This window comes from Allobosea sp., from assembly GCF_048595345.1.
Taxonomy (GTDB): domain Bacteria; phylum Pseudomonadota; class Alphaproteobacteria; order Rhizobiales; family Beijerinckiaceae; genus Allobosea.
Map to the genome: position 1 here is coordinate 1 of NZ_JBMDWH010000077.1, position 18,028 is coordinate 18,028.

22 protein-coding genes and 1 tRNA gene are annotated in these 18,028 nt (G+C 60.7%); 10 read left to right on the top strand and 13 right to left on the bottom strand.

All coding sequences use genetic code 11. The features are described 5' to 3' along the window. The first annotated feature begins 66 nt into the window (after positions 1-66). From ACOJTB_RS08735 to ACOJTB_RS08775, 9 genes are all read left to right on the top strand, one after another. Positions 67-141 (top strand) — tRNA-Lys (locus ACOJTB_RS08735). A gap of 264 nt (positions 142-405) precedes the next feature. Beyond that, positions 406-1,017 (top strand): HNH endonuclease, encoded by a 612-nt coding sequence (locus ACOJTB_RS08740; RefSeq protein WP_420102140.1) that lies wholly within the window; start codon positions 406-408, stop codon positions 1,015-1,017. After that, positions 1,010-2,668: a terminase large subunit gene (locus tag ACOJTB_RS08745; RefSeq protein ID WP_420102141.1), complete on the top strand. Its 1,659-nt coding sequence runs from the start codon at positions 1,010-1,012 to the stop codon at positions 2,666-2,668. The genes ACOJTB_RS08740 and ACOJTB_RS08745 overlap by 8 nt, the downstream gene beginning before the upstream one ends. Positions 2,669-2,679: 11 nt before the next feature. Further along, entirely contained in the window at positions 2,680-3,933 is a 1,254-nt protein-coding gene (locus tag ACOJTB_RS08750) for a phage portal protein (protein WP_420102142.1), read from the top strand. Next, the gene (locus ACOJTB_RS08755; RefSeq protein ID WP_420102143.1) at positions 3,926-4,615 is read left to right on the top strand and encodes an HK97 family phage prohead protease; all 690 of its coding nucleotides are present in this window, start codon (positions 3,926-3,928) and stop codon (positions 4,613-4,615) included. Before ACOJTB_RS08750 ends, ACOJTB_RS08755 begins: the two co-directional genes overlap by 8 nt. 11 nt (positions 4,616-4,626) lie before the next feature. Beyond that, the gene (locus ACOJTB_RS08760) at positions 4,627-5,889 is read left to right on the top strand and encodes a phage major capsid protein (protein ID WP_420102144.1); all 1,263 of its coding nucleotides are present in this window, start codon (positions 4,627-4,629) and stop codon (positions 5,887-5,889) included. 60 nt (positions 5,890-5,949) lie between these two features. Continuing rightward, entirely contained in the window at positions 5,950-6,255 is a 306-nt protein-coding gene (locus ACOJTB_RS08765) for a hypothetical protein (protein WP_420102145.1), read from the top strand. A gap of 10 nt (positions 6,256-6,265) precedes the next feature. Then, a complete protein-coding gene (locus tag ACOJTB_RS08770; protein WP_420102146.1) occupies positions 6,266-6,499 on the top strand; it encodes a hypothetical protein in 234 nt (77 codons plus the stop codon). Between the two features lie 2 nt (positions 6,500-6,501). Continuing rightward, positions 6,502-7,086, top strand: coding sequence for a hypothetical protein (locus tag ACOJTB_RS08775; RefSeq protein WP_420102147.1), 585 nt, complete (start codon positions 6,502-6,504; stop codon positions 7,084-7,086). Positions 7,087-7,393: 307 nt separating this feature from the next. On the opposite strand, the gene ACOJTB_RS08780 is transcribed toward ACOJTB_RS08775, so the two are convergent. From ACOJTB_RS08780 to ACOJTB_RS08805, 6 genes are all read right to left on the bottom strand, one after another. After that, a complete protein-coding gene (locus tag ACOJTB_RS08780) occupies positions 7,394-9,079 on the bottom strand; it encodes a CHAT domain-containing protein (protein WP_420102148.1) in 1,686 nt (561 codons plus the stop codon). Then, complete coding sequence (locus tag ACOJTB_RS08785) at positions 9,076-9,990, bottom strand: HTH domain-containing protein (RefSeq protein ID WP_420102149.1); 915 nt, start codon at positions 9,988-9,990, stop codon at positions 9,076-9,078. The genes ACOJTB_RS08780 and ACOJTB_RS08785 overlap by 4 nt, the downstream gene beginning before the upstream one ends. Before the next feature lie 480 nt (positions 9,991-10,470). Then, positions 10,471-10,929 (bottom strand): hypothetical protein, encoded by a 459-nt coding sequence (locus tag ACOJTB_RS08790; protein ID WP_420102150.1) that lies wholly within the window; start codon positions 10,927-10,929, stop codon positions 10,471-10,473. A 15-nt stretch (positions 10,930-10,944) separates the two neighbouring features. Further along, entirely contained in the window at positions 10,945-11,352 is a 408-nt protein-coding gene (locus ACOJTB_RS08795; protein ID WP_420102151.1) for a hypothetical protein, read from the bottom strand. 125 nt (positions 11,353-11,477) lie between these two features. Further along, positions 11,478-12,146: a hypothetical protein gene (locus ACOJTB_RS08800; RefSeq protein ID WP_420102152.1), complete on the bottom strand. Its 669-nt coding sequence runs from the start codon at positions 12,144-12,146 to the stop codon at positions 11,478-11,480. A 179-nt stretch (positions 12,147-12,325) separates the two neighbouring features. Continuing rightward, positions 12,326-12,463, bottom strand: coding sequence for a hypothetical protein (locus ACOJTB_RS08805; protein ID WP_420102153.1), 138 nt, complete (start codon positions 12,461-12,463; stop codon positions 12,326-12,328). Between ACOJTB_RS08805 and ACOJTB_RS08810 the strand changes: the two genes are divergently transcribed. Further along, positions 12,462-12,695: a hypothetical protein gene (locus tag ACOJTB_RS08810; protein ID WP_420102154.1), complete on the top strand. Its 234-nt coding sequence runs from the start codon at positions 12,462-12,464 to the stop codon at positions 12,693-12,695. The genes ACOJTB_RS08805 and ACOJTB_RS08810 overlap by 2 nt on opposite strands. An 89-nt stretch (positions 12,696-12,784) precedes the next feature. Here ACOJTB_RS08810 and ACOJTB_RS08815 read toward each other — a convergent pair whose 3' ends face one another. The 7 genes from ACOJTB_RS08815 to ACOJTB_RS08845 form a co-directional block, all read right to left on the bottom strand. After that, positions 12,785-13,261 (bottom strand): hypothetical protein, encoded by a 477-nt coding sequence (locus tag ACOJTB_RS08815; RefSeq protein ID WP_420102155.1) that lies wholly within the window; start codon positions 13,259-13,261, stop codon positions 12,785-12,787. A 25-nt stretch (positions 13,262-13,286) separates the two neighbouring features. Beyond that, entirely contained in the window at positions 13,287-13,508 is a 222-nt protein-coding gene (locus ACOJTB_RS08820; protein ID WP_420102156.1) for a hypothetical protein, read from the bottom strand. Next, on the bottom strand, positions 13,505-14,686 hold the full coding sequence (locus ACOJTB_RS08825) for a hypothetical protein (RefSeq protein ID WP_420102157.1): 1,182 nt from the start codon (positions 14,684-14,686) through the stop codon (positions 13,505-13,507). The genes ACOJTB_RS08820 and ACOJTB_RS08825 overlap by 4 nt, the downstream gene beginning before the upstream one ends. 188 nt (positions 14,687-14,874) lie before the next feature. Further along, on the bottom strand, positions 14,875-15,072 hold the full coding sequence (locus ACOJTB_RS08830) for a helix-turn-helix transcriptional regulator (protein ID WP_420102158.1): 198 nt from the start codon (positions 15,070-15,072) through the stop codon (positions 14,875-14,877). A gap of 76 nt (positions 15,073-15,148) precedes the next feature. After that, positions 15,149-15,889 carry a hypothetical protein gene (locus tag ACOJTB_RS08835; RefSeq protein WP_420102159.1) on the bottom strand — a complete coding sequence of 247 codons (741 nt, stop codon included), beginning with the start codon at positions 15,887-15,889 and terminating at the stop codon, positions 15,149-15,151. Beyond that, a complete protein-coding gene (locus ACOJTB_RS08840) occupies positions 15,889-17,178 on the bottom strand; it encodes a tyrosine-type recombinase/integrase (protein ID WP_420102160.1) in 1,290 nt (429 codons plus the stop codon). The genes ACOJTB_RS08835 and ACOJTB_RS08840 overlap by 1 nt, the downstream gene beginning before the upstream one ends. A gap of 327 nt (positions 17,179-17,505) precedes the next feature. Continuing rightward, positions 17,506-18,028, bottom strand: a 523-nt coding sequence (locus ACOJTB_RS08845) for a bestrophin-like domain (protein WP_465248399.1), incomplete at its 5' end; no start/stop codon positions are given.

Genomic DNA, 18,028 nt, shown 5'->3' on the forward strand with positions numbered 1-18,028 from the left:
CCACATGGCCCGCGATGCGAACATGTTGACCCCGGCAGCGCACCTCCTTATGTCAGCGCCCCGTGAGGGCGGGTAGCTCAGTGGTAGAGCACGTGACTTTTAATCATGTGGTCGAGGGTTCGATCCCCTCCCCGCTCACCAAAAAATTGCGATAAATCAGCGGCTTAGGTCAAGACAACCACCTGATTTCAGCGATTGATCTGCGTCGGGTAACAATTGGGGTAACCGCCTTAAGCGATGGGCGAGTCGGTTGCGCCATCTGCGGACCCGTTACCCCAGCTCCACTCGTATTCGATCAGGTCCACACCAGCGATCTGTCCGCTCCATTGCAATCTGCGTTAGAGAAAACCGCTCGGTCATTGCTGATTTGCAACGATCGATTTCGTGTGATTCATACCCTGCGCCATGCAGCGCCGGTCCGCCCTTTCACGCACGTCTGCCCGCCATCGCGGCTATGGAGCCGCATGGGATCGCGCGCGGGCCGGCTTCCTCCGCCTCCATCCACATTGTGCCGAGTGCGCCAGGGAAGGCCTGACCGTCAGGGCGACGGTGGTCGACCACATCGTGCCGCACCGGGGCGATCAGCGACTGTTCTGGGATGCGAGCAACTGGCAGCCGCTCTGCACGAACCACCACAGCAGTGACAAGCAGCAGAGAGAGAAGCGTGGCTATTCGGCACGCGTTCTCGCCAGCGGCCTGCCAGGCGACGCCAACCATCCCTTCTATGCCGCGCAGGGTGAGCAGCCTTCAGATGGTGATCGCCGCCAGCGGCCTCCGCAGAGGCCTCGGCGACCATCAGCCCAGACGGAGGGCGCATCGAAAGTCGACGATCTTAGGGGGCGCGGACCGCTCGGGGACCATCGCGCAGAATTAGTTTCACGAACCGGGTCCGAGGACTCCTCCGTGGGCGCGGCGGCGCGTCCCTCCACAAGCAGCGATCGGGCCTCGGCTCGGTCACACCTCACCCCGTCAATCGCTGCGTCGCCGCCCCTGATTCGAGGCCGCCGTCGTGGGTAAGCGCGGGCCCGGCGCCGGCCGCCTGAAAGCCGCAAGGGAAGCGCTCCCCAAACGCAAGCAGCGCTTGCCGTGGGAGCGGAAGGGTCTGTCGCGCGCCGAGCGCGTCATCGCGTTCCTCCAGTTCCTGCCGATCACGAAGGGGCCGCTCGCTGGCCGCAAGATGAAGCTGCTGCCGGAACAGCGGGCCTTCGTCGAAGCGATCTATGGCGACCTGCGCACAGATGGAACGCGGCGCCGCCGAATCGGGATCAAATCGGAGCCGAAGGGCAACGGCAAAACCGGCCTGTGCGCCGGGCTCGCACTCGCGCACCTCATCGGTCCGGAAGCTGAGCCCCGCGGCGAAGTCTATTCGGCGGCGATCGACCGTGGCCAGGCCGGGATTATCTTTGCCGAGATCGAAGCGATTCTGATGCGCGTGCCGGTGTTCGCCGTGCAGGTGAACGCCCAGCGGTTTCTGAAGAAGATAGAGGTCATCGACGGCCCCGCCGCCGGCTCGACCTATGAGGCGCTCTCCGCTGATGCACGCCGCGCCCACGGGCTGGCGCCTTCGCTCTTCATCTATGATGAGCTCGCGCAGGCCAAAGACAGGATCCTGCTCGACAACCTGATCAATGGCCTCGGCAAGCGCAAGGAAGCGCTTGGCCTGATCATCTCGACGCAGGCACCTGACGACGGGCACCCGCTGTCCCAGCTCATCGACGATGGGCTCTCAGGGAGCGACCCGTCGACCTTCGTGCAGCTCCTCGCCGCGCCGCCAGAAGCGGACCCATGGTCGGAAAAGACGTGGCTCGCCTGCAATCCGGCGCTGGGCAAATACGTCTCGCTCGCCGAGTTCCGCGAGGCTGCGCAGCGCGCCCGGCGCATTCCCGCTTTCGAAGCCAGCTTCCGCAACTTGCGACTCAATCAGCGCGTGGATGCCCGCGACGAGGACCGGCTTGTCACCGCCTCTGTGTGGACGCGAGGGAGCATCGCCGTGGATCGCGAGGAACTGCGGGGCCGGCGCTGCTTCGCCGCGCTAGACCTGTCGGGCAAGCACGACCTGACCAGCCTGACGCTGGTCTTCCCCGATGACGAACCGGAGCCCGGCTTCGACATCCTGCCGCTGTTCTGGACGCCGGAAGGCCAGCTCAGCGCGCGCCGCCCGCAGGAGCAGGACCGCTTCAGAGAGTGGATCCGCCAGGGCCATCTCATCGCGGTGCCTGGTCCGACCGTGCGCTACAGCTTTGTCGCGCAGGAGCTGGTGAAGCTCGCCGAGGAGTTCGACCTGGCGGTGCTGGGCTTCGACCGTTGGCGCATCGACGACTTCAAGGCGGATCTCGCCGACGTCGACCCGGATTTTCCGGTGCCGCTCGAACCGTTTGGGCAGGGCTTCCAATCGATGGGGCCGGCAGTGTCGTGGTTCGCTGAGCTCGCGCTGACCGGCCGGCTTCGCCATGCTGGCCATCCGGTCCTCACCGCTGCCGTCGCCGGCGCCGTGATGGATTCCGATCCCGCCGGCAACCTGAAGATCGCGAAAGACCGCAGTCACGGTCGCGGCCCGGTTCGGGTCGACGGCGCCGTGACGCTCGTCATGGCGCTCGAGCTCGCCAAGCGCTTCGTGCCCCCGCCGCAGATAGATCTCAGCGGCATCCTATCGAGGCCGCTCTTCTGATGATCAGTTTCTTGCGTCGAAAACTCGGGCTGATGTCCTGGGGCGGCTGGATCACGGGCGGCGGCTCATGGGCCGGCGAAGCCGTATCGATCGACACCGCGATGCAGCTCTCCGCGTTCTGGGCCTGCGCGCGCCTGATCGCCGAGACGGTCGCGACGCTGCCGGTTCAGGTGCTTGAGCGCACAGCCGATGGCGGCAAGGTCTCTCGGCCCGATCATCAGCTCTATGCGCTGCTTCACGATAGCCCCAACAGCGATCAGACGGCCGTCGAGTTCATCGAGGGGCTGCTGCTGGCGCTCCTCACCTACGGCAATGGCTATGCCGAGAAGGTCTACACTGGCGATCGTCTGACGGCGCTGCAGCCGATCGATGCTGCGAGCATGACGTTGCACCGCGACCGCAGTGACGGCGAGCTGCGCTATCGCTTCGTCGACCGCGGCCAGTCCTATGACATGCCGGCCGACAAGATCTTCCATCTGCGGGGCTTCGGCGCGGGCGGCGATCTCGGCCTTTCGCCGGTCGCCTTCGCGCGCCAGACGCTCGGCATTGCGATCGCGACGGAGAAAGCTGCCGGCAGCACCTTCGCCAACGGGATGCGCGCGAGCGGCTTCTTCAAGTTCAAGAAGAGCCTGTCCGAGCCCCAATTCCAGCAGGCGCGGGCCAATCTCGTCGAGCCCTACAACGGCGCCGCGGCGACCGGGAAGGCCGGCATCCTCGATAGCGATGTCGAGTTTCAGCCGGTCAATCTTCCGCCGAAGGATGCCGAGATGCTGATGTCCCGGCGCTTCAACACCGAAGAGATCTGCCGATGGTTCGGTGTCCCGCCTGTGCTGGTCGGCCATGCGGCTGAAGGCGTCACCGCCTGGGGCACCGGCATCGAAACCCTAATGCTGGCGTGGCTTTCGACGGGCCTGCGTCGCTATCTCGTGCGCTTCGAACAGGCCGCCCGGAAGCGCCTGGTCTCGCCGGTCGAGCGGAACAGCATCTCGATCGAGTTCAACGTCGAAGGCCTGCTCCGTGGCGATAGCGCCAGCCGCGCCGCCTTCATCTCGAGCATGGTCCAGAACGGCGTCTATTCGCGTAACCGCGCCAGGGCTCTCGAAAACGAGCCGCGCGATCCGTCGCCGATGGCCGACGCGCTCACCGTCCAGTCGAACCTCATCGCCCTCGATCGCTTGGGCAGCAACGCGTCGGCCGATGCGGCCGCGCGCGACGCGGTGAAGGCGTGGCTCGGCCTTGACACGAAGGAGGCCGGCAATGGCTGATTTTCAGACGAAGAAGCGCGCTTTCGAGATGCGGCTGACGAAGGCTGCCGGCAGCGATGGCACCTTCGCGGGCTATGCCTCCGTCTGGGGCGTGACGGATTCCTATCGCGAGATCGTCGCGAAGGGCGCCTTCCTCGAAAGCCTCGCAGATACTGAGGCGAAGGGCCGCAAGCTCCCGATCCTCTGGCAGCACCGCGGCGACGAGCCGATCGGTCAGTGGAACGCGCTGCGCGAAGACGAGCACGGCCTCTATGGCGAGGGCGAGCTCTGGCTCGACGATGCGCCTTATGCGCGGCTCGCCAAGCGCGGCATGGCCAGCGGCGCCATCTCCGGCCTCTCCATCGGCTATTTCGTCCGCGCCGATTCCTACGACGAGACGGCCAGGGTCCGGACGCTGACCAAGCTTGACCTGCGGGAGATCTCCGTCGTGACGGATCCCGCCAACGATGAGGCGCGGGTCGACACGATCAAGGCCAAGCTCGCCGCGGGCGAGCTGCTCACCGAACGCGACTTCGGAAAGCTGCTGCGGGAGCGCGGCTTCTCGAGGGCGGATGCCGACGCCATCGCCGGCGGCGGATTCAAGGCATGGGCTGCGGGAGCGGTTCGGCCTCACCAGGCGACCAATCCCGGCCTCGGCGACCTGACGCAGGCGCTCGCCGGCTTCTCTCTCCCCCAGCTTTGAAGGACGACACGATGTTTCACGATCACAAGCTCACGGCCGCCCATCGCGAATATGGCCGCAAGGATTCCGGCCAGCGCGCCGACGATCAGGCCGAGGCCAAGGCCGTCATGGAGGCTCTGCAGAAGCGTGATGCCGAGCTGAAGGGCTGGCTCGAGAAAGCCGCCGGCCAGATCAAGGATACCGGCGCGATGGCCGCCGAGACGAAGACGGCGCTCGAGGCGATCGCCAAGAGCGGCACCGAGCTTCAGGCGCGGATGATGGAGGTCGAGCAGAAGCTCGCCCGTCGCTCCGGCGACGGCGATGCTGCGCATAAGTCGACTGGCCAGCTCTTCACCGAGACGGCCGAGTTCCAGAGCGTGAAGGCCCGCAGTGGCGGCACGGCCCGCATGGGCGTTAAGGCCGTCACCTCGATCAGCTCGGCGACCACCGGCACCGGCGGCGTCGGCGATGGCATCCGGCCGGCGCGTCTGCCTTACATCGTCACGCCGGGCATGCGCGACTTCACCATCCGCGACCTGCTGATGCCGGGCCGCACCGATTCGAACGCGATCGAATACGTGAAGGAGACCGGCTTCCAGAACATGGCGGCGCCGGTGGCGGAGCTCGCGCAGAAGCCGCAGTCGGATCTTGCCTTCGATCTGCTGACCACGCCGGTGCGGACGCTCGCCCACTGGTTCCATGCGTCGAAGCAGGTGCTGGACGATATCCCGCTGCTGCAGTCCTATATCGACGGCCGAGCGCGCTACGGCCTCGCGCTGGTCGAGGAAGCACAGCTTCTGGCTGGCGACGGAACCGGCCAGAATCTCCTGGGCATTATCCCGCAGGCCACGCCCTATGCCTTCGCGACCTATTCGTCGTCGGGTGACGGCAAAATCGACCGCCTGCGTCGAGCCATCCTGCAGGTCCGCGTCGCGCTGTTCCGCGCCTCGGCGATCGTGCTCAACCCGGTCGATTGGGCCGACATCGAAACCGCGAAGGACGGCAACGGCAATTACATCGTGGGCGATCCGCGCGGCCAGGTCGAGAAGCGTCTCTGGGGCCTGCCGGTGGTCGACAGCGATGCGATCACGGCCGGCAAGTTTCTATGTGGCGCCTTCAATATCGCCGCGCAGGTGTTCGATCGCGAGGACGCCAACGTGCAGGTGAGCACGGAGGACCGCGACAACTTCATCAAGAACGCGGTCACGATCCGCGCCGAAGAGCGGCTCGCGCTCGCCGTCACTCGGCCGGAATCCTTCGTCTACGGCAACCTCGTCAACGGCAACGCCTCGTAAGCCGCAGCCACGCGCGGGGCGGCTGATCGCCCCGTGCCTTTCCCCAATTGGAGATCCGACATGGCTCTTTCAGGAATGCACATCGCCTGCGTCGACCTCAGCACCGATGAGAGCGCCTTCGCTCTCGCCGGCGCTGTCCGCTGGGCCGAAACACTGGCCTCAGCCGGCACCACCGCCAACGCTGCGCCGGCGACCGGCGTCCTGACGAAGCCCGGCTTCCAGTTCAGGGCTTCGGTCGACGCCTTCGTGGCGTATGGGCCGGTGCCGAGCGCGGCCGCTGGCCAGCCGCGCCTGTTTATCGCAGCCAATGACACCGTCACCGTGGCCTGCCAGCCCGGCGACAAGGTCGCCTGGGTCGCGGCTTGAGGAGGCGATGATGACCGACGTCACCATCGAGGCGCTGCGCCCGTTCAACCGGACCCCGCAGGGCGACATTTGCGAAGCCGGCGACGTGTTTCCGGTTTCGGCATCGCGCGCCGAGGAATTGGAACGGCTAGGCCTCGCCAAACACTCAGACGAAGCAGCATCAGCCCCGCTGTCGGTCGAATTGAAGGCGGCGCCCGAGCCCAGCAACAAGGCGGCGCCGGCGCCTCGGAACAAGAAGGCCTGATCATGCTGATCGTCGTCACCCCCGCCAGCACCTCCGCGCTAACGACTGCTTCGCGCGCCGCGGCCATGCTCGGCGTGCTGGCCGATGCCGCACTTTCGATGGCGATCGACACCGCTTCGTCCATGATAGTCGATTACTGTCGTCGGCCATTTGCTGCTGAGACTGTGCGGGAGACCTTCCGGTCGCCGCGAGACGGGCTCCTGCTGTCGCGCGCCCCGGTTACCAATATTGAATTTATCGAAGAAGCCGGTGCCGCGCTGGCGGCACCTGATTATGAGCTCGATGGGCAGCGACTCTTTCGCGTGTCAGGCGCGTGCCGCATCGACTGGCACCTCATCGTCTCAGTAACCTATACGGCCGGATATAGTCTCCCGGCCGATAACGGCACATGGACGTTGCCGGCTGCGGTCGAGCGAGCTGCCATCCTTGTGGCGGGTGCGATTCTTTCGAACCGCACGCGAGATCCCATGATGCGCAGCGAGAGCGTGGAAGGAGTAGGCTCAAGCTCCTGGTGGATCCCAGAAAGCTGCTCGCTGCCCTCACCGGAGGCAGACACGCTATTGACTCATTATCGCAAAATACTCTGATCAATGCTCCGCTGGATCCTGCGAGCACTCGCCAAAACTGATCCGCACGGACAACTGAAATTAGTGGAGTAAATATCGCACATGAAACCCGGGGTCGAAATAAGTCGTGGTGTATTAATACGTCATAAAAAACGCGGCACGGTCTATCGAGTAATTGGATCAGCTATCCTGCAAACTCAAGTGCCACTATCAGATGAAACAAGCTTAATTTTATACAAAGGCGACGATGGGCAAATCTGGGCAAGGACTTCTCGAGAGTTAGAAGATGGCCGATTCGAGATAACTTCGCAGCAAGGAGACGAAACCGTCAAATTTTAATTTTGAATTTTTTGGCTTCATCGGGGTCTACGGTCATGGATACGTCGGCGACAGCCAGGTTGAAACTAGATTGGTAATCTCTCCCGTGCGCAAGCGCGCGGTAAAACGCGCGCGAGAATGCGAGAGCAGCGTCATCGTCAATGCTGTCGTCGCACCCTATCACCACCTTCACATGCGGCTTGATTGAGTTAGTCAAATCGTCGCTGAAACAAGCGTTCAACAATACGCATTCGACTCCGCCTAGCGCCTTAATCAGGTCTGCGAAGCTATTGCCATTCAACGGCGTCGCATCACCAATGGCATCCTCAACGTAAATGGCGCCATTACCCCCGTGTCCGCTGAAATGAATGACCTGCGGCTTTTCGTTGAGCAAATGGTCAGCTATTTCTGTAAGTCGAACTGCCCACTCGTGTTTTATGTCGATATCAACCTTTGAATTTTGGACGAGCTGCAGTTTTTGCTGTGTATCTCTGACTTCTTCGTCAAGCCGCAGAGGATCTTGATCCTTTGGAGACGCAAGAAGCATCACAACCTTCAATTTAGATTTCGATTTTGCCATTTGCGCCATCCGTACTAGGCTCGCCAGCTCTTGACCGTTTCCGAGCGCTGTTAATAGATCATTTTGCCTTGATGACTTCAATGTTGCGTAAAGAGCGGTACCCTCTGCCCCTAGAAGCAAGCGGCTCTGTAGTTCCGGAGCCTCCTCGAAAAGCGATTGTGCGGCGTCAGCGTATGGGCCGCAGTCGTCAGCATTTCCGGCTATATGCTCAGCCAAAAGCCCGCGAATGGCCTTGCTGTCTTCCCGCTCTAGCCATGGTAAAACCACTTCCTCGAGGCCATCGAAATAGTTCGCTTTTATGCCCTTCGCCAACCCCTCGCGAGCTTCCAATGCGTCGGCAAACGCCCCGTCCGCAATAACTCTTAGGCGCGCTCGGAGATCAGGCTGACGCTGGGCAGCCAGTTGATACATCTTGGACTGAACGTTCGGCCGAAGTCGCGGTATGTTCTGAAAATCTATTCCTAAGTGCTCAAGACTAAGCTTATCATTCTCAGTCACCGCCCAAACACTGTATTGCTGAACTATAGAATCATCATGAAGACACAACTCCTTTACAAAGGTACCATTTGTATGCTTTGGATGAAATAGATTTTCTATATCTTTGTTTATTCCAACAAGTATCAAAGCCAACTTAATTACATCTAAATCAGAATTATCAATATCTACATTCAGGCCGGACAAATCAATTGTATTCGGGTCGCGGATCTGGAGGGCAGCTAATTTCCAAATGGTCGGATTTATTTTATTCAGTATTTCGAAGTCTCGAGTATGGCCCTTCAGCATTCGACATAAAGCGGCAATGCCGGCCGCTATTATTTCCGGTATGCCGTCGTACATCCTGATCGCTTGTTCAACATAGACATGGCATGTTCGCCACCGTCCGCATTGTGCCAAGGCATTGAGGCCCCATCTAATAACTTTGAGATCTTGCCGATCGACCAACAGTTGGCTGGTTATGAGTCCTTCTACTGTTCCGACCGATTCCTGGGCAATAAAGCTTCCTGATCTATAAGCCGAGCATAGCGTTTGGAGTGCGACTTTCTTTGCCTTCGCATCGCCATGCGAGAGCTCGAACTCGAGAAAGGCAACTTGCTGATCGCTGAGGCGCTTCCTCATAAGGCTCTTTGAATCACTGTTGCCAATGCTCTAGCTGACCACGGCTCGAAGTCGTCGATGTTGTTCGGCATGCGCTGCGATGTAATCCAACAAACATCGTTTAATGAAAGCCGCCGGCTGACTGGCTCAAACCAGTCCGGGCAAATCCATTCCATCACGCACACAACTACCGGGTTTGTTGCTCCATCCGCCGCCACAAAAGAGAATAGGAACCTAGGCGGTGCTGCCTCTTCCGCTTTTCCGAACGCAGACCTCGAAAGGTCGAGATCTTCTAGAACCGCTTCCAAACTGCATTCGGAGATTCCAAAATCCTCTGCGAATAAACTGGCGTTTTCAGCACCTACGACGTCGACAAATCCCGTCGAACGCTTGTTCTCGAAAACCTCGGCTTGATCTCTGTACCTTCCTATACGATACGATAGCACATTTTGTCCTTTTCGGACCAAACAGAACGCCCATACCAGGCAATAATCATTTCCATACTCTTTTGGATCAACGTATTTTATTGCGTTCTGCTCGTCAGCTATTTTGATTAGGTTATTATTGGATTTTTCATCCGCTGATACTGTATTCAAAAAATTTCGAGATATAGCCAGACATAATGGCTTCGTAAGATCTCTTTTCCGCCTTCTTGCATGAAAAGGATCTTTGTAATCATTTGGTATGGTGTCATCGGATCGCAGTTCGGAAAGGAAAAAAACGCCGGGATCTGTGCGAAAAAATTGACTATTTAGACTCCTGCGCAGGATATCTTCTGCTAGGCGCGCATGCAAAGTCTTATGCTGAGTTTTTCCGAAAAGACGCGGCGGAACAACCCCAGCTTTATAAGCAGTGTCGAGGATCGCTTTAGGGGTCATCGGTCTGCGCGCAATACGCAGCACCAGTTCGGCAATTTCGAGATACGCGTCCAAGTGACTTGCCCGTCGGCCTAGAGATGGTTCTGGCTTAAATTCAACGCCCCTAGTTCCGGAAGCCTAGCTGGGCCATAGCTCGCACGCAACCGTGGCATCCGGCGATCGAGCCACTCCAATCGATTCCCACTCTGAACGTATGTTCCCGCGCTTCCGTGAACGGCCCGTGGCACAATCCATGATAACAGCGCGGACTCGTGCGTCTTTCGGTCAGAGGGCTGCCCGAAGGCCGTTCGGTTTTTGTCATGACAGAAATCTTGATGCTGGCCCAGCTACTCTAGCTTTCAACGAAGGCCGCGATGAAAGAACATCCGGAGCCTAGTGAACCGAGGCGTTGGAAATTAACAGCTTAGCCGATGATCGACCTATGCGATGGTACAGCATTGCGCCAAGCTGTGGTCGTGGCTGGGCCGCGCCGATCGGCTAACGTCCCTTGCGGGAGCGTCGTCACTCACTGCCAACGGGTCGCTGTGCAGACCGCTAGATGGCTACTTTAGCCATGCAGAACTGGTTGAGAAGCGGGTCGAGCGTTTCGAAGGCGAAATCGCCGCCGATCGGATTTAGCATGAAGTAATCGCCGGTTCGTCGGATGGTGGCCAACGATATTCTGTTTCGGGTGCCATCTGCCCACTCCATCGTGTACTGTCTGTTGTTGACGTTGTGTTGGCCTAGCCCCAGCAGCATGATCCGGTACGTCTCTACGCGGCGGTAGAAGACCGAGAAGTTCCGGCGGGGTTGCGTGCGGTGCGCACACGTAAGCCGCCTGCTTGCGCTAACTTTGACATCAGTGACCGGCCGATCCTCGTTAGGTCCTGCCTGAGCAATGTTTTTGATCCACATCCAGTCCTCTCGACGGAAGCGGGGCGGAAGCCAGTGTTCCGGAACGATCACCTCTCGGTTGTAGGAGCGGTCGAGAGATTCACGAGTGTGGACAATCATTCGAAGCTCCACAGATTAACCGTTGTGTAAATCGAATGCTCTCGCGGGGGCGAAGAACTCCTGCATGGTCGCGGTCTCGGCGTCTCGACCGTACACAGCCTGAAATTTCGATATTGCTCTGAAGATCCAGATAATCGACCCACCAAGTTCCATCTCGGATGGCTGCTGGGAATTATTGTGCTTCAGCCAATCGCGCTCGGCATTCAATATCCTTACGACCTGTTTCTCGCTCTTCGGCTCGCAACCCGGGTCGGCATGGCCCGTGAAAACATCGCGAGTTATGGCGAACATGTATTTTTGGTCGACGTCTGGCATCGCATCTTCCGCAGCCCCTGCAAGGGTAATCGCCACCGCGTGCTGTTGGGCTTCGTGCGCGCAAATCGCGCCATCGATCAATTGCTCAACGGCTTGCCGCTTGCTCATCTTCATAACCTCGCCCTTTGCCTTTTTTAGTCGTCGAAATCACGAGTATGATAATTTCTGGGCAAAAGTCGCTGGCGGGCAGAGGTTGTCGCGCAAAAATCAGATGCGAATTCCAACGGTCGCTTTCAGCCAAACGGATGCGACGGCGGGTGACTCGCTGATGGGTTGGTCGCTTGGGCGGTTAGGAGATCATTGGCGTGAACGCTTTTGATCTCCGGTAGCGCCCTGATCATCGCGGCGATGGCGACGTCCATAGCTGTCACCAGCTGATCTGCGGCAAGTTCCATGGGCACTTGTGGAACCCGCGGCACCTCCATGGACAGGGGCGGCCGGACTTCGAAAGTTTGGACGCGCTGGATATAGTCGAACAAAATCTTCCGGACGTTCGTCGGGAAGATGGGAGGGGTGTCCTCAAGGGCATCCGCGAGGGCTTTAGCGCGATTATGAGCGGCGCTAATCACGTTGCCGTCGCGATAGCGCACCACCTCTGCCTCGAGTGTCTTCACAGCGTTCCGACAATCAAGCACTGTGCGCCGAGCTCGCATGGCCCGGGTGATGCGGTCGTCCTGCTGATGAAGCGTGGCCAGGTCGAGCTGGCGTTCGGCTGCTCGAGCTTGAACGATCGCGGCCTCGGCCTGGGTCTGCGCATGCCTCGCCTGCTCGACTGCAGCTTTAGCCTGGATCTCGGCCGCGCGAGCGGAGCGTTTGGCGGCGAACGCTGCCATGATGCCATACGAGGCAATTATCGCCGACAGAACGGCAATGCCAATCGACGCAAACTCGTAACTCGACATTGTGTTTCCCCGGCCGCATTTACCAAACCGCCTGCGGTTCGCGGCATTATGTGCAGCGTCTTGTTCGGTGACTAGTCAGCCAGTGCGGCGCAGCAATCAGGCGAGGTTAGTCAAAGAACGGGGGCCTCATCGCGAGCTCCGATGACTTAGCCGCGCCATCTGCTGCCGATGTCAGTCTCTCACGGCAGCAAATCCATCAAGGCAGCCGCATCCGCGACGCCGAAGCGGCCGATCCGGAGATCTTGCGCCGGATGCTCGACTATTAGGTGGCGATAGACGCAGTTGAGGCTCATGATCGCGACGCCGAAGACGGACATGACCATGATCCTGAAACTCGGGCTGCTGCTGGTGGCAGCCGTCTCGTTCGCAGGGTTCATCCTGGTCACCAGTGCAGTGAGCGCCGATATTCTCAGTCGCCGCCTCGGCCGTAAGCACCCGAGCATCTTGACGCGTGGCTTCTTCCGAGGTGGCAAACCTCCGCCGTTTAGGTACGCACTCGCGCTCTTAGGCGTTTCTGTAGCGACGCTCTATCTGCTGGGCGTAGCTTAAGCAGCGAGCGTACCGTCCAATTGGCAACGCAGCGGGAGCTCTTCGGCAATAGCCGGCAGCGCCGGATCTCGACGCCGCCAGTGGTGATGTCAGGCGCTGCGACGCTTGGGCGGCAGGGCGAGGTTCCGTCGAAGGCGGAGCAACTCGTCAGTCGGGAAGTCACCGAACCCGAGCTTGCGGCCCAGCTCGCGATGCGCATCGGCGTCGAAGTCATCAGCCTTCACCGGCTTCACCCACGTCCAAGCCATCTGATCCTCATTTGGCATGTGCAAACGCCATCTCGGTGCGACGGGCCCGGGAGAGAATTCACGCTCCAGATAACCGCCGCTTTCCAGTCGATCGAGCCACTTCGCCACGTGCAATTGGGCCAATCGGCAGTCTCTGCCGGTCGTTTCTTTCGAAATTTCTCGCTGGCCAGCGCAGATGCGGATCCCGATCGAGAGCAGAACGGCGCGGGCTTCGATAGGCCACCGCCCATCGTAATGCTCGGCAACGCGCATAATAAGCCGAGCAGAACCGCTCAAAGCTTTTCGGCCCGCTTGCAGTTTTGGAGGCATCTGCTTCATGCGTGGCATAGCTTTTCCTTTCGTTTCAGGCCCGGCGGAGAGCCGGTTTGGGGAATTGGGCGATGGGGCGCTGGGGCAACATGCCGATCATCCGGTCGAAAACCTCAACGGGATCGACGGCGTTCGGCTCGATGAGGCACTTCCACAGCGTGGATCGCGCGCGATGCTCGGCGAGGTCGACCACTTCGGCCACGGGGCGCTTCGCAGCCCATCCGCCTAGCGGAGTATCGGTCCAGTTTTCGGTCATGATGCGGCCCTCCTCACGGCCAATGTCTCGATCGAAATCGCCGCAGTTCGCGCAGCGGCGAGGACGGCGTCGGCCTCGGTCATCCCGCCCGCCGCATCGATTTCGACGCGCAGTCGGCGGAGACGGTTGACACCCAGCGCAGCAATCAGCCGCCAGCCGGAACGCGTGTCTCCGTCGCCGAGCTCCTCAACGAGCCACGCCTGCTCGTTTCGATCCGGAAACACGGCGGCCAGCATCTCGCGCGGATCCTCATCTGGAACCGTTCGGCCGAGCCGCGCCGTTTCTTTTTTTGGCGCTTCGCTTTCGAGCTGGCTCCCATCGGGAAGCCCAATCTGCCTGCCGGGCGCGTAGCTTTCCGCTGATGCTCCAATCGGGCTGCCATTGGCGACGCCAAAGCCAGCGCCGAGGCTGGGGCCGGTCGATGGTTCGGAGCGCTGCAGGCGATCGCTCAATGCAGCCTCCTGTGACCGTGAGACTGTTCTGTCCGCTTCCCCCTTAACTACGTGGGTCCCGGGAAATTTCAGTCTCACGGACAAATCGGTCTCACGCCCGCTGTATGTTTCTGCGGACAAAGCAGTCTCAGCATTTGTTTTCGCGGACAAAACAGTCTCATTCCGCCGTCGGAACCAAGTTGCCCGTGAGACACCCGCATCCCTCCACGGCTCCTGCCGAGCCAGCGATGCTTCATGCCGCTTTGATCCGGGGCGAGCGCGTCCCTTCCGGAGGCGGTCCTTCGCCTTGCGCTGTTCGCGCTCGCGCGCTTCCCGCTCGATACGCGGCTCGTCCACAGCTTCCATAGACCGGATCGCCAGGCGCTCCCGCTCGTCGGCCCGCAGAGCCAACAACTCACCCGCCGCTTCAGGAGTTAAAGGAGGGCCGGGCCGGACCTTGCCGAGAATCCAGCCGATCAGATCGTCGCCGCAGCCGACCTCTGCCACCTTGGCCTTCCGGAGCAGTTCAACCAAAGATGGACCATCCAGGCCATGCCAGGTGCAGAACTTTCCGCGAACTCGAAATCGACCGGCCGGCGCCGATGCCAGCGTCACCGCAGCCGCGAAGGCAAAGCGTCGTGCATCGACCGCCATGCCTGACCCGGCGCGGTCTATGCCGAACCTGATCATCTCGTTGCGCCGTCGCGCTGCCTGAATCCACGCGGATCTCTTCTCGGCTGGCGTCATGAACGCGTCCGTTCGAACAAGCGCTCGGCCAATTCTCGGCAGGCGCGTCGGAGCGCAGAGGGTGCGGGCTCGATCTCGCCGGCGGGGAAGGCCGGGGCTATCTCTCGGGTGATCGCCAGATCGACCCGAATATGCCCGTCCGCGTTCTCCACCGCGGGCGGGTGTTCGCTTTCATAGGGCTGCATCGGTCAGCCCTCGGCGCGCTGCTGTTTAGCTTCGAAGGCGACCAGATCGGCGAGGCGCCAGTAACGCCGCTTAGCGATCAGGACAGGCTTCGGCAGGCCGACATCGGGATCGCGCTCCCAGCGCCAGAGCGTCGGCTCAGAGATAGAATAGCGCGCGCGAACCGCTTTCGCGTTCAGAAATTCAGGCTGGGCTTGGGACATTTGAAAGTGCCTCGTAGTGTTGCGAGGCCTTTCAATGATCACGGTCAGAATGCAGAAGCCAAATGGCCCCTGCAAATTATTTTGGAGCGCGAATGGCCTTAAGCTTGGCCTTCAATCGACGTGGCGACAGCGTCCGGAATCGGCCGTCGCGGATCAAATGATCCGACATCAGCAAATAGTCGCGGTTACTTCCCAATGCCCAGAGCCGCTTTGCTTCAATGACCGCTGCCGCATAGACTAGGTCCGCGTCCTTTTGGCGCTTCGCGCCTCCCAATTTGCCATTTTCAGCGGCCTTGGTGCCGGCCTCGGCAACGCGATGCAGCCGGTCGTCGTAGTGCGAGACCCCATATCGGCCATGAAGCGCCGCAGCCTCAAAAAGCAGGCCGAGGCCCTGTCGCTGGGTTTCCGACATCTCTCCAAGCATGCGCTTCGCCTTCCGCAGCTTTTCAACGATCGTTAGCGAGAACCACTGATCGGAGCCCGGTTCGGGGTCTGAGCCAATCACCGTTATCTCGCCAGGCTCTACCAAGCAGCCATTCTCGATCAGATCCTCCACGTGCCACTGCTCGATGGTGTCGACGAGGTTTTCAAGCCGAGGCGCATAGCTTGGCGTCTCGGTCGTCACACCAGTAGACGGATCAAATGAAACGAGACCAGCGCGCGCCGCTATCCGATCCATTACCGGCCGAAAATCGGCGCCTTCGATCGACACAGCTCTGCTCTCACCGTTCGGCGCCGCAGTGAGATCGGCGACTCTAACCGACGAATAGCCGATCGCTGATATAGGCCCGGATATCTCGGGTTTCGGTTTCGACATCAGCCGGCGCTCCGCTTGAGCTGGCGGACATTATTGGCAGGCGCGGGGGCGATGCCGACAATCTGCTCGACCTCGGTCGCCCAGCGCAGCATGGCGGCTCGACGTTCGGGCATGTGGTCGAAGCGCTGGTAGACCGCGCGGATGCCTGTGCGCGACACACCTTTGTGGTTGAGTACGCGTTCCACGATGTCGGCCATAATGCCGATTTCCGCCATGCCGGTCGCGACCGATCGGCGGATATCGTGAAAAGTCCAATGTTCGCGAGGGGGCACGCTTTCGGGTGGAATGCCGCTCTCCTCGGCCCGCTCAATATCTATCGCACGGAGGCGCCGGTCGACAGCCTGCTTCGCCCGATTGAACCCGGAAACGGCACTTTCCGTCGTGGTGGTGAAGAGGAAGCGTGCTGGCTTACCAAGCCTTGGCAGATCCGCCAGCAGGGACAGAACCGCAGGCGACAGGGGCACGACGTGGCGCTCGTCATTCTTCGCTCGATCAGGTGGTATCGTCCATGCGGCGCCGGCGAGGTCGAACTCGGTCCACTCGGCCTCAGCAACTTCCCTCAACCGCTGGCCGGTCAACATCAGCATTTGAACGATGCGGCCGAACGGATAAGCCATATCCTCGGCTGCCGCCCAGATGTCCGCTAATTCGACCCGCGTCAGGACGCGGTCTCGGCTCTTTTCAGGCTGCTTTGCGATGCCATCACATGGGTTGGCGGCCACGAGATCTCTACCGAGCGCCCATGCGAACACGCGGCGGGTATGAGCAAGAGCTCGATTGGCTGCGATAGGCGATCCCCGATCCACGATCGAATCGACCATGGCGACAACGTCGCGCTTCGTGATGTCGCGGATGAGCTTGTTGGCCCAGCGGTCTTTTGTTTCACGCTCAAGGATCGCTTTGATAGCATCGTGAGACCGCAGAGAGGCGGCGTCGCGCAGGAGGTAGCGTTCGAGCACCTTGGGCCAGAGATCGCGCTCGCGGCTGGGGGCTTCGGTGAACGCAATCGACTTTGTCGTTCGCTTTTCGGCCGCGACATCCTGTCCCTTGGCCACCTTCTGCAGAACCTCGCGCGCTTGCTCGCGGGCCTCTCCGAGAGAGATGAGGGGATAGGGCCCCAACGTCACCTTCGTGGGCTTGCCGCTCATCCGATAGCGGACGGCCCAGGAGCGCTTCCCCGTCGGCTGCACCACCAGCGCCAAGCCCGGGACCAGCGCGTCCATAAATTCCTTCCGGGTCTCTCCGCTTTTCGCGCTCTCGCAAAACCTGTCTGTCAGCCTGATCGCCATGATGCCTCGACCACATGATTTTGGGGATCACCGATGCGCTCAGGGGTAACAGGGGTAACGGAAATTGTCGACAGGGAATGAATGGCAATGCGCGTCCGAGAACGGCTTCGAAAGTCAATATCCTTTTAATATCAGCGCCTAATCGGCTATTGTGTGACGCTAACTGATAGCCGCTGAAAACCCCTGAAATAGCGACTGTGCTAACTTTTAATCATGTGGTCGAGGGTTCGATCCCCTCCCCGCTCACCAGCCAACCGACGCGTTCCTGAGAGGTTTTTGGTCGATTTTCGGGCCTTCGGCCTCGTAGTCGGTGACACCTCGCCTGGGTCAGGGCGCGAGCATGTCGCCCAGCGCATTGCGCATCGCAGTGCTGCGGATGCCGAACATGCCGCCATAAGGCACCGCCAGATCGACGATCACGAACATCACGCTCGCGATCGAGACGACGCCGATAGCGAGGATGATGCCGCTGAGGCGCTTGCGCGGCACTTGCAGCCCGAAACTCAGGAAGACGAGCGCCAGCCAGAAGCTGATGATGCCGATGAACAGGCTGCTGGAGCGGGTTTGCGTGTCCTCGATCACCGCCCAGCGACTCGCCTGAACCAACGTGTAATCGCTGCGGCACCGCGCTGCGACATTTAGCAGCGCGGCGGCCTGCGGAACGATGGAATCGATGTCCCGGCCGATATCGGCCATGATGCGGCTGAGGGTCGCGTCCTCACCCGTCACCGCCATGCCGCCGACATTGGGCATGCCCTCGGCGGCGGGCGGCGGCTCCGCCGGCCAGGTGCTCGCGATGGCGGCGGCGGTGTAGCGCCGCAGGGTCAGGCGCGGCGCTTCCGCCGGCGGC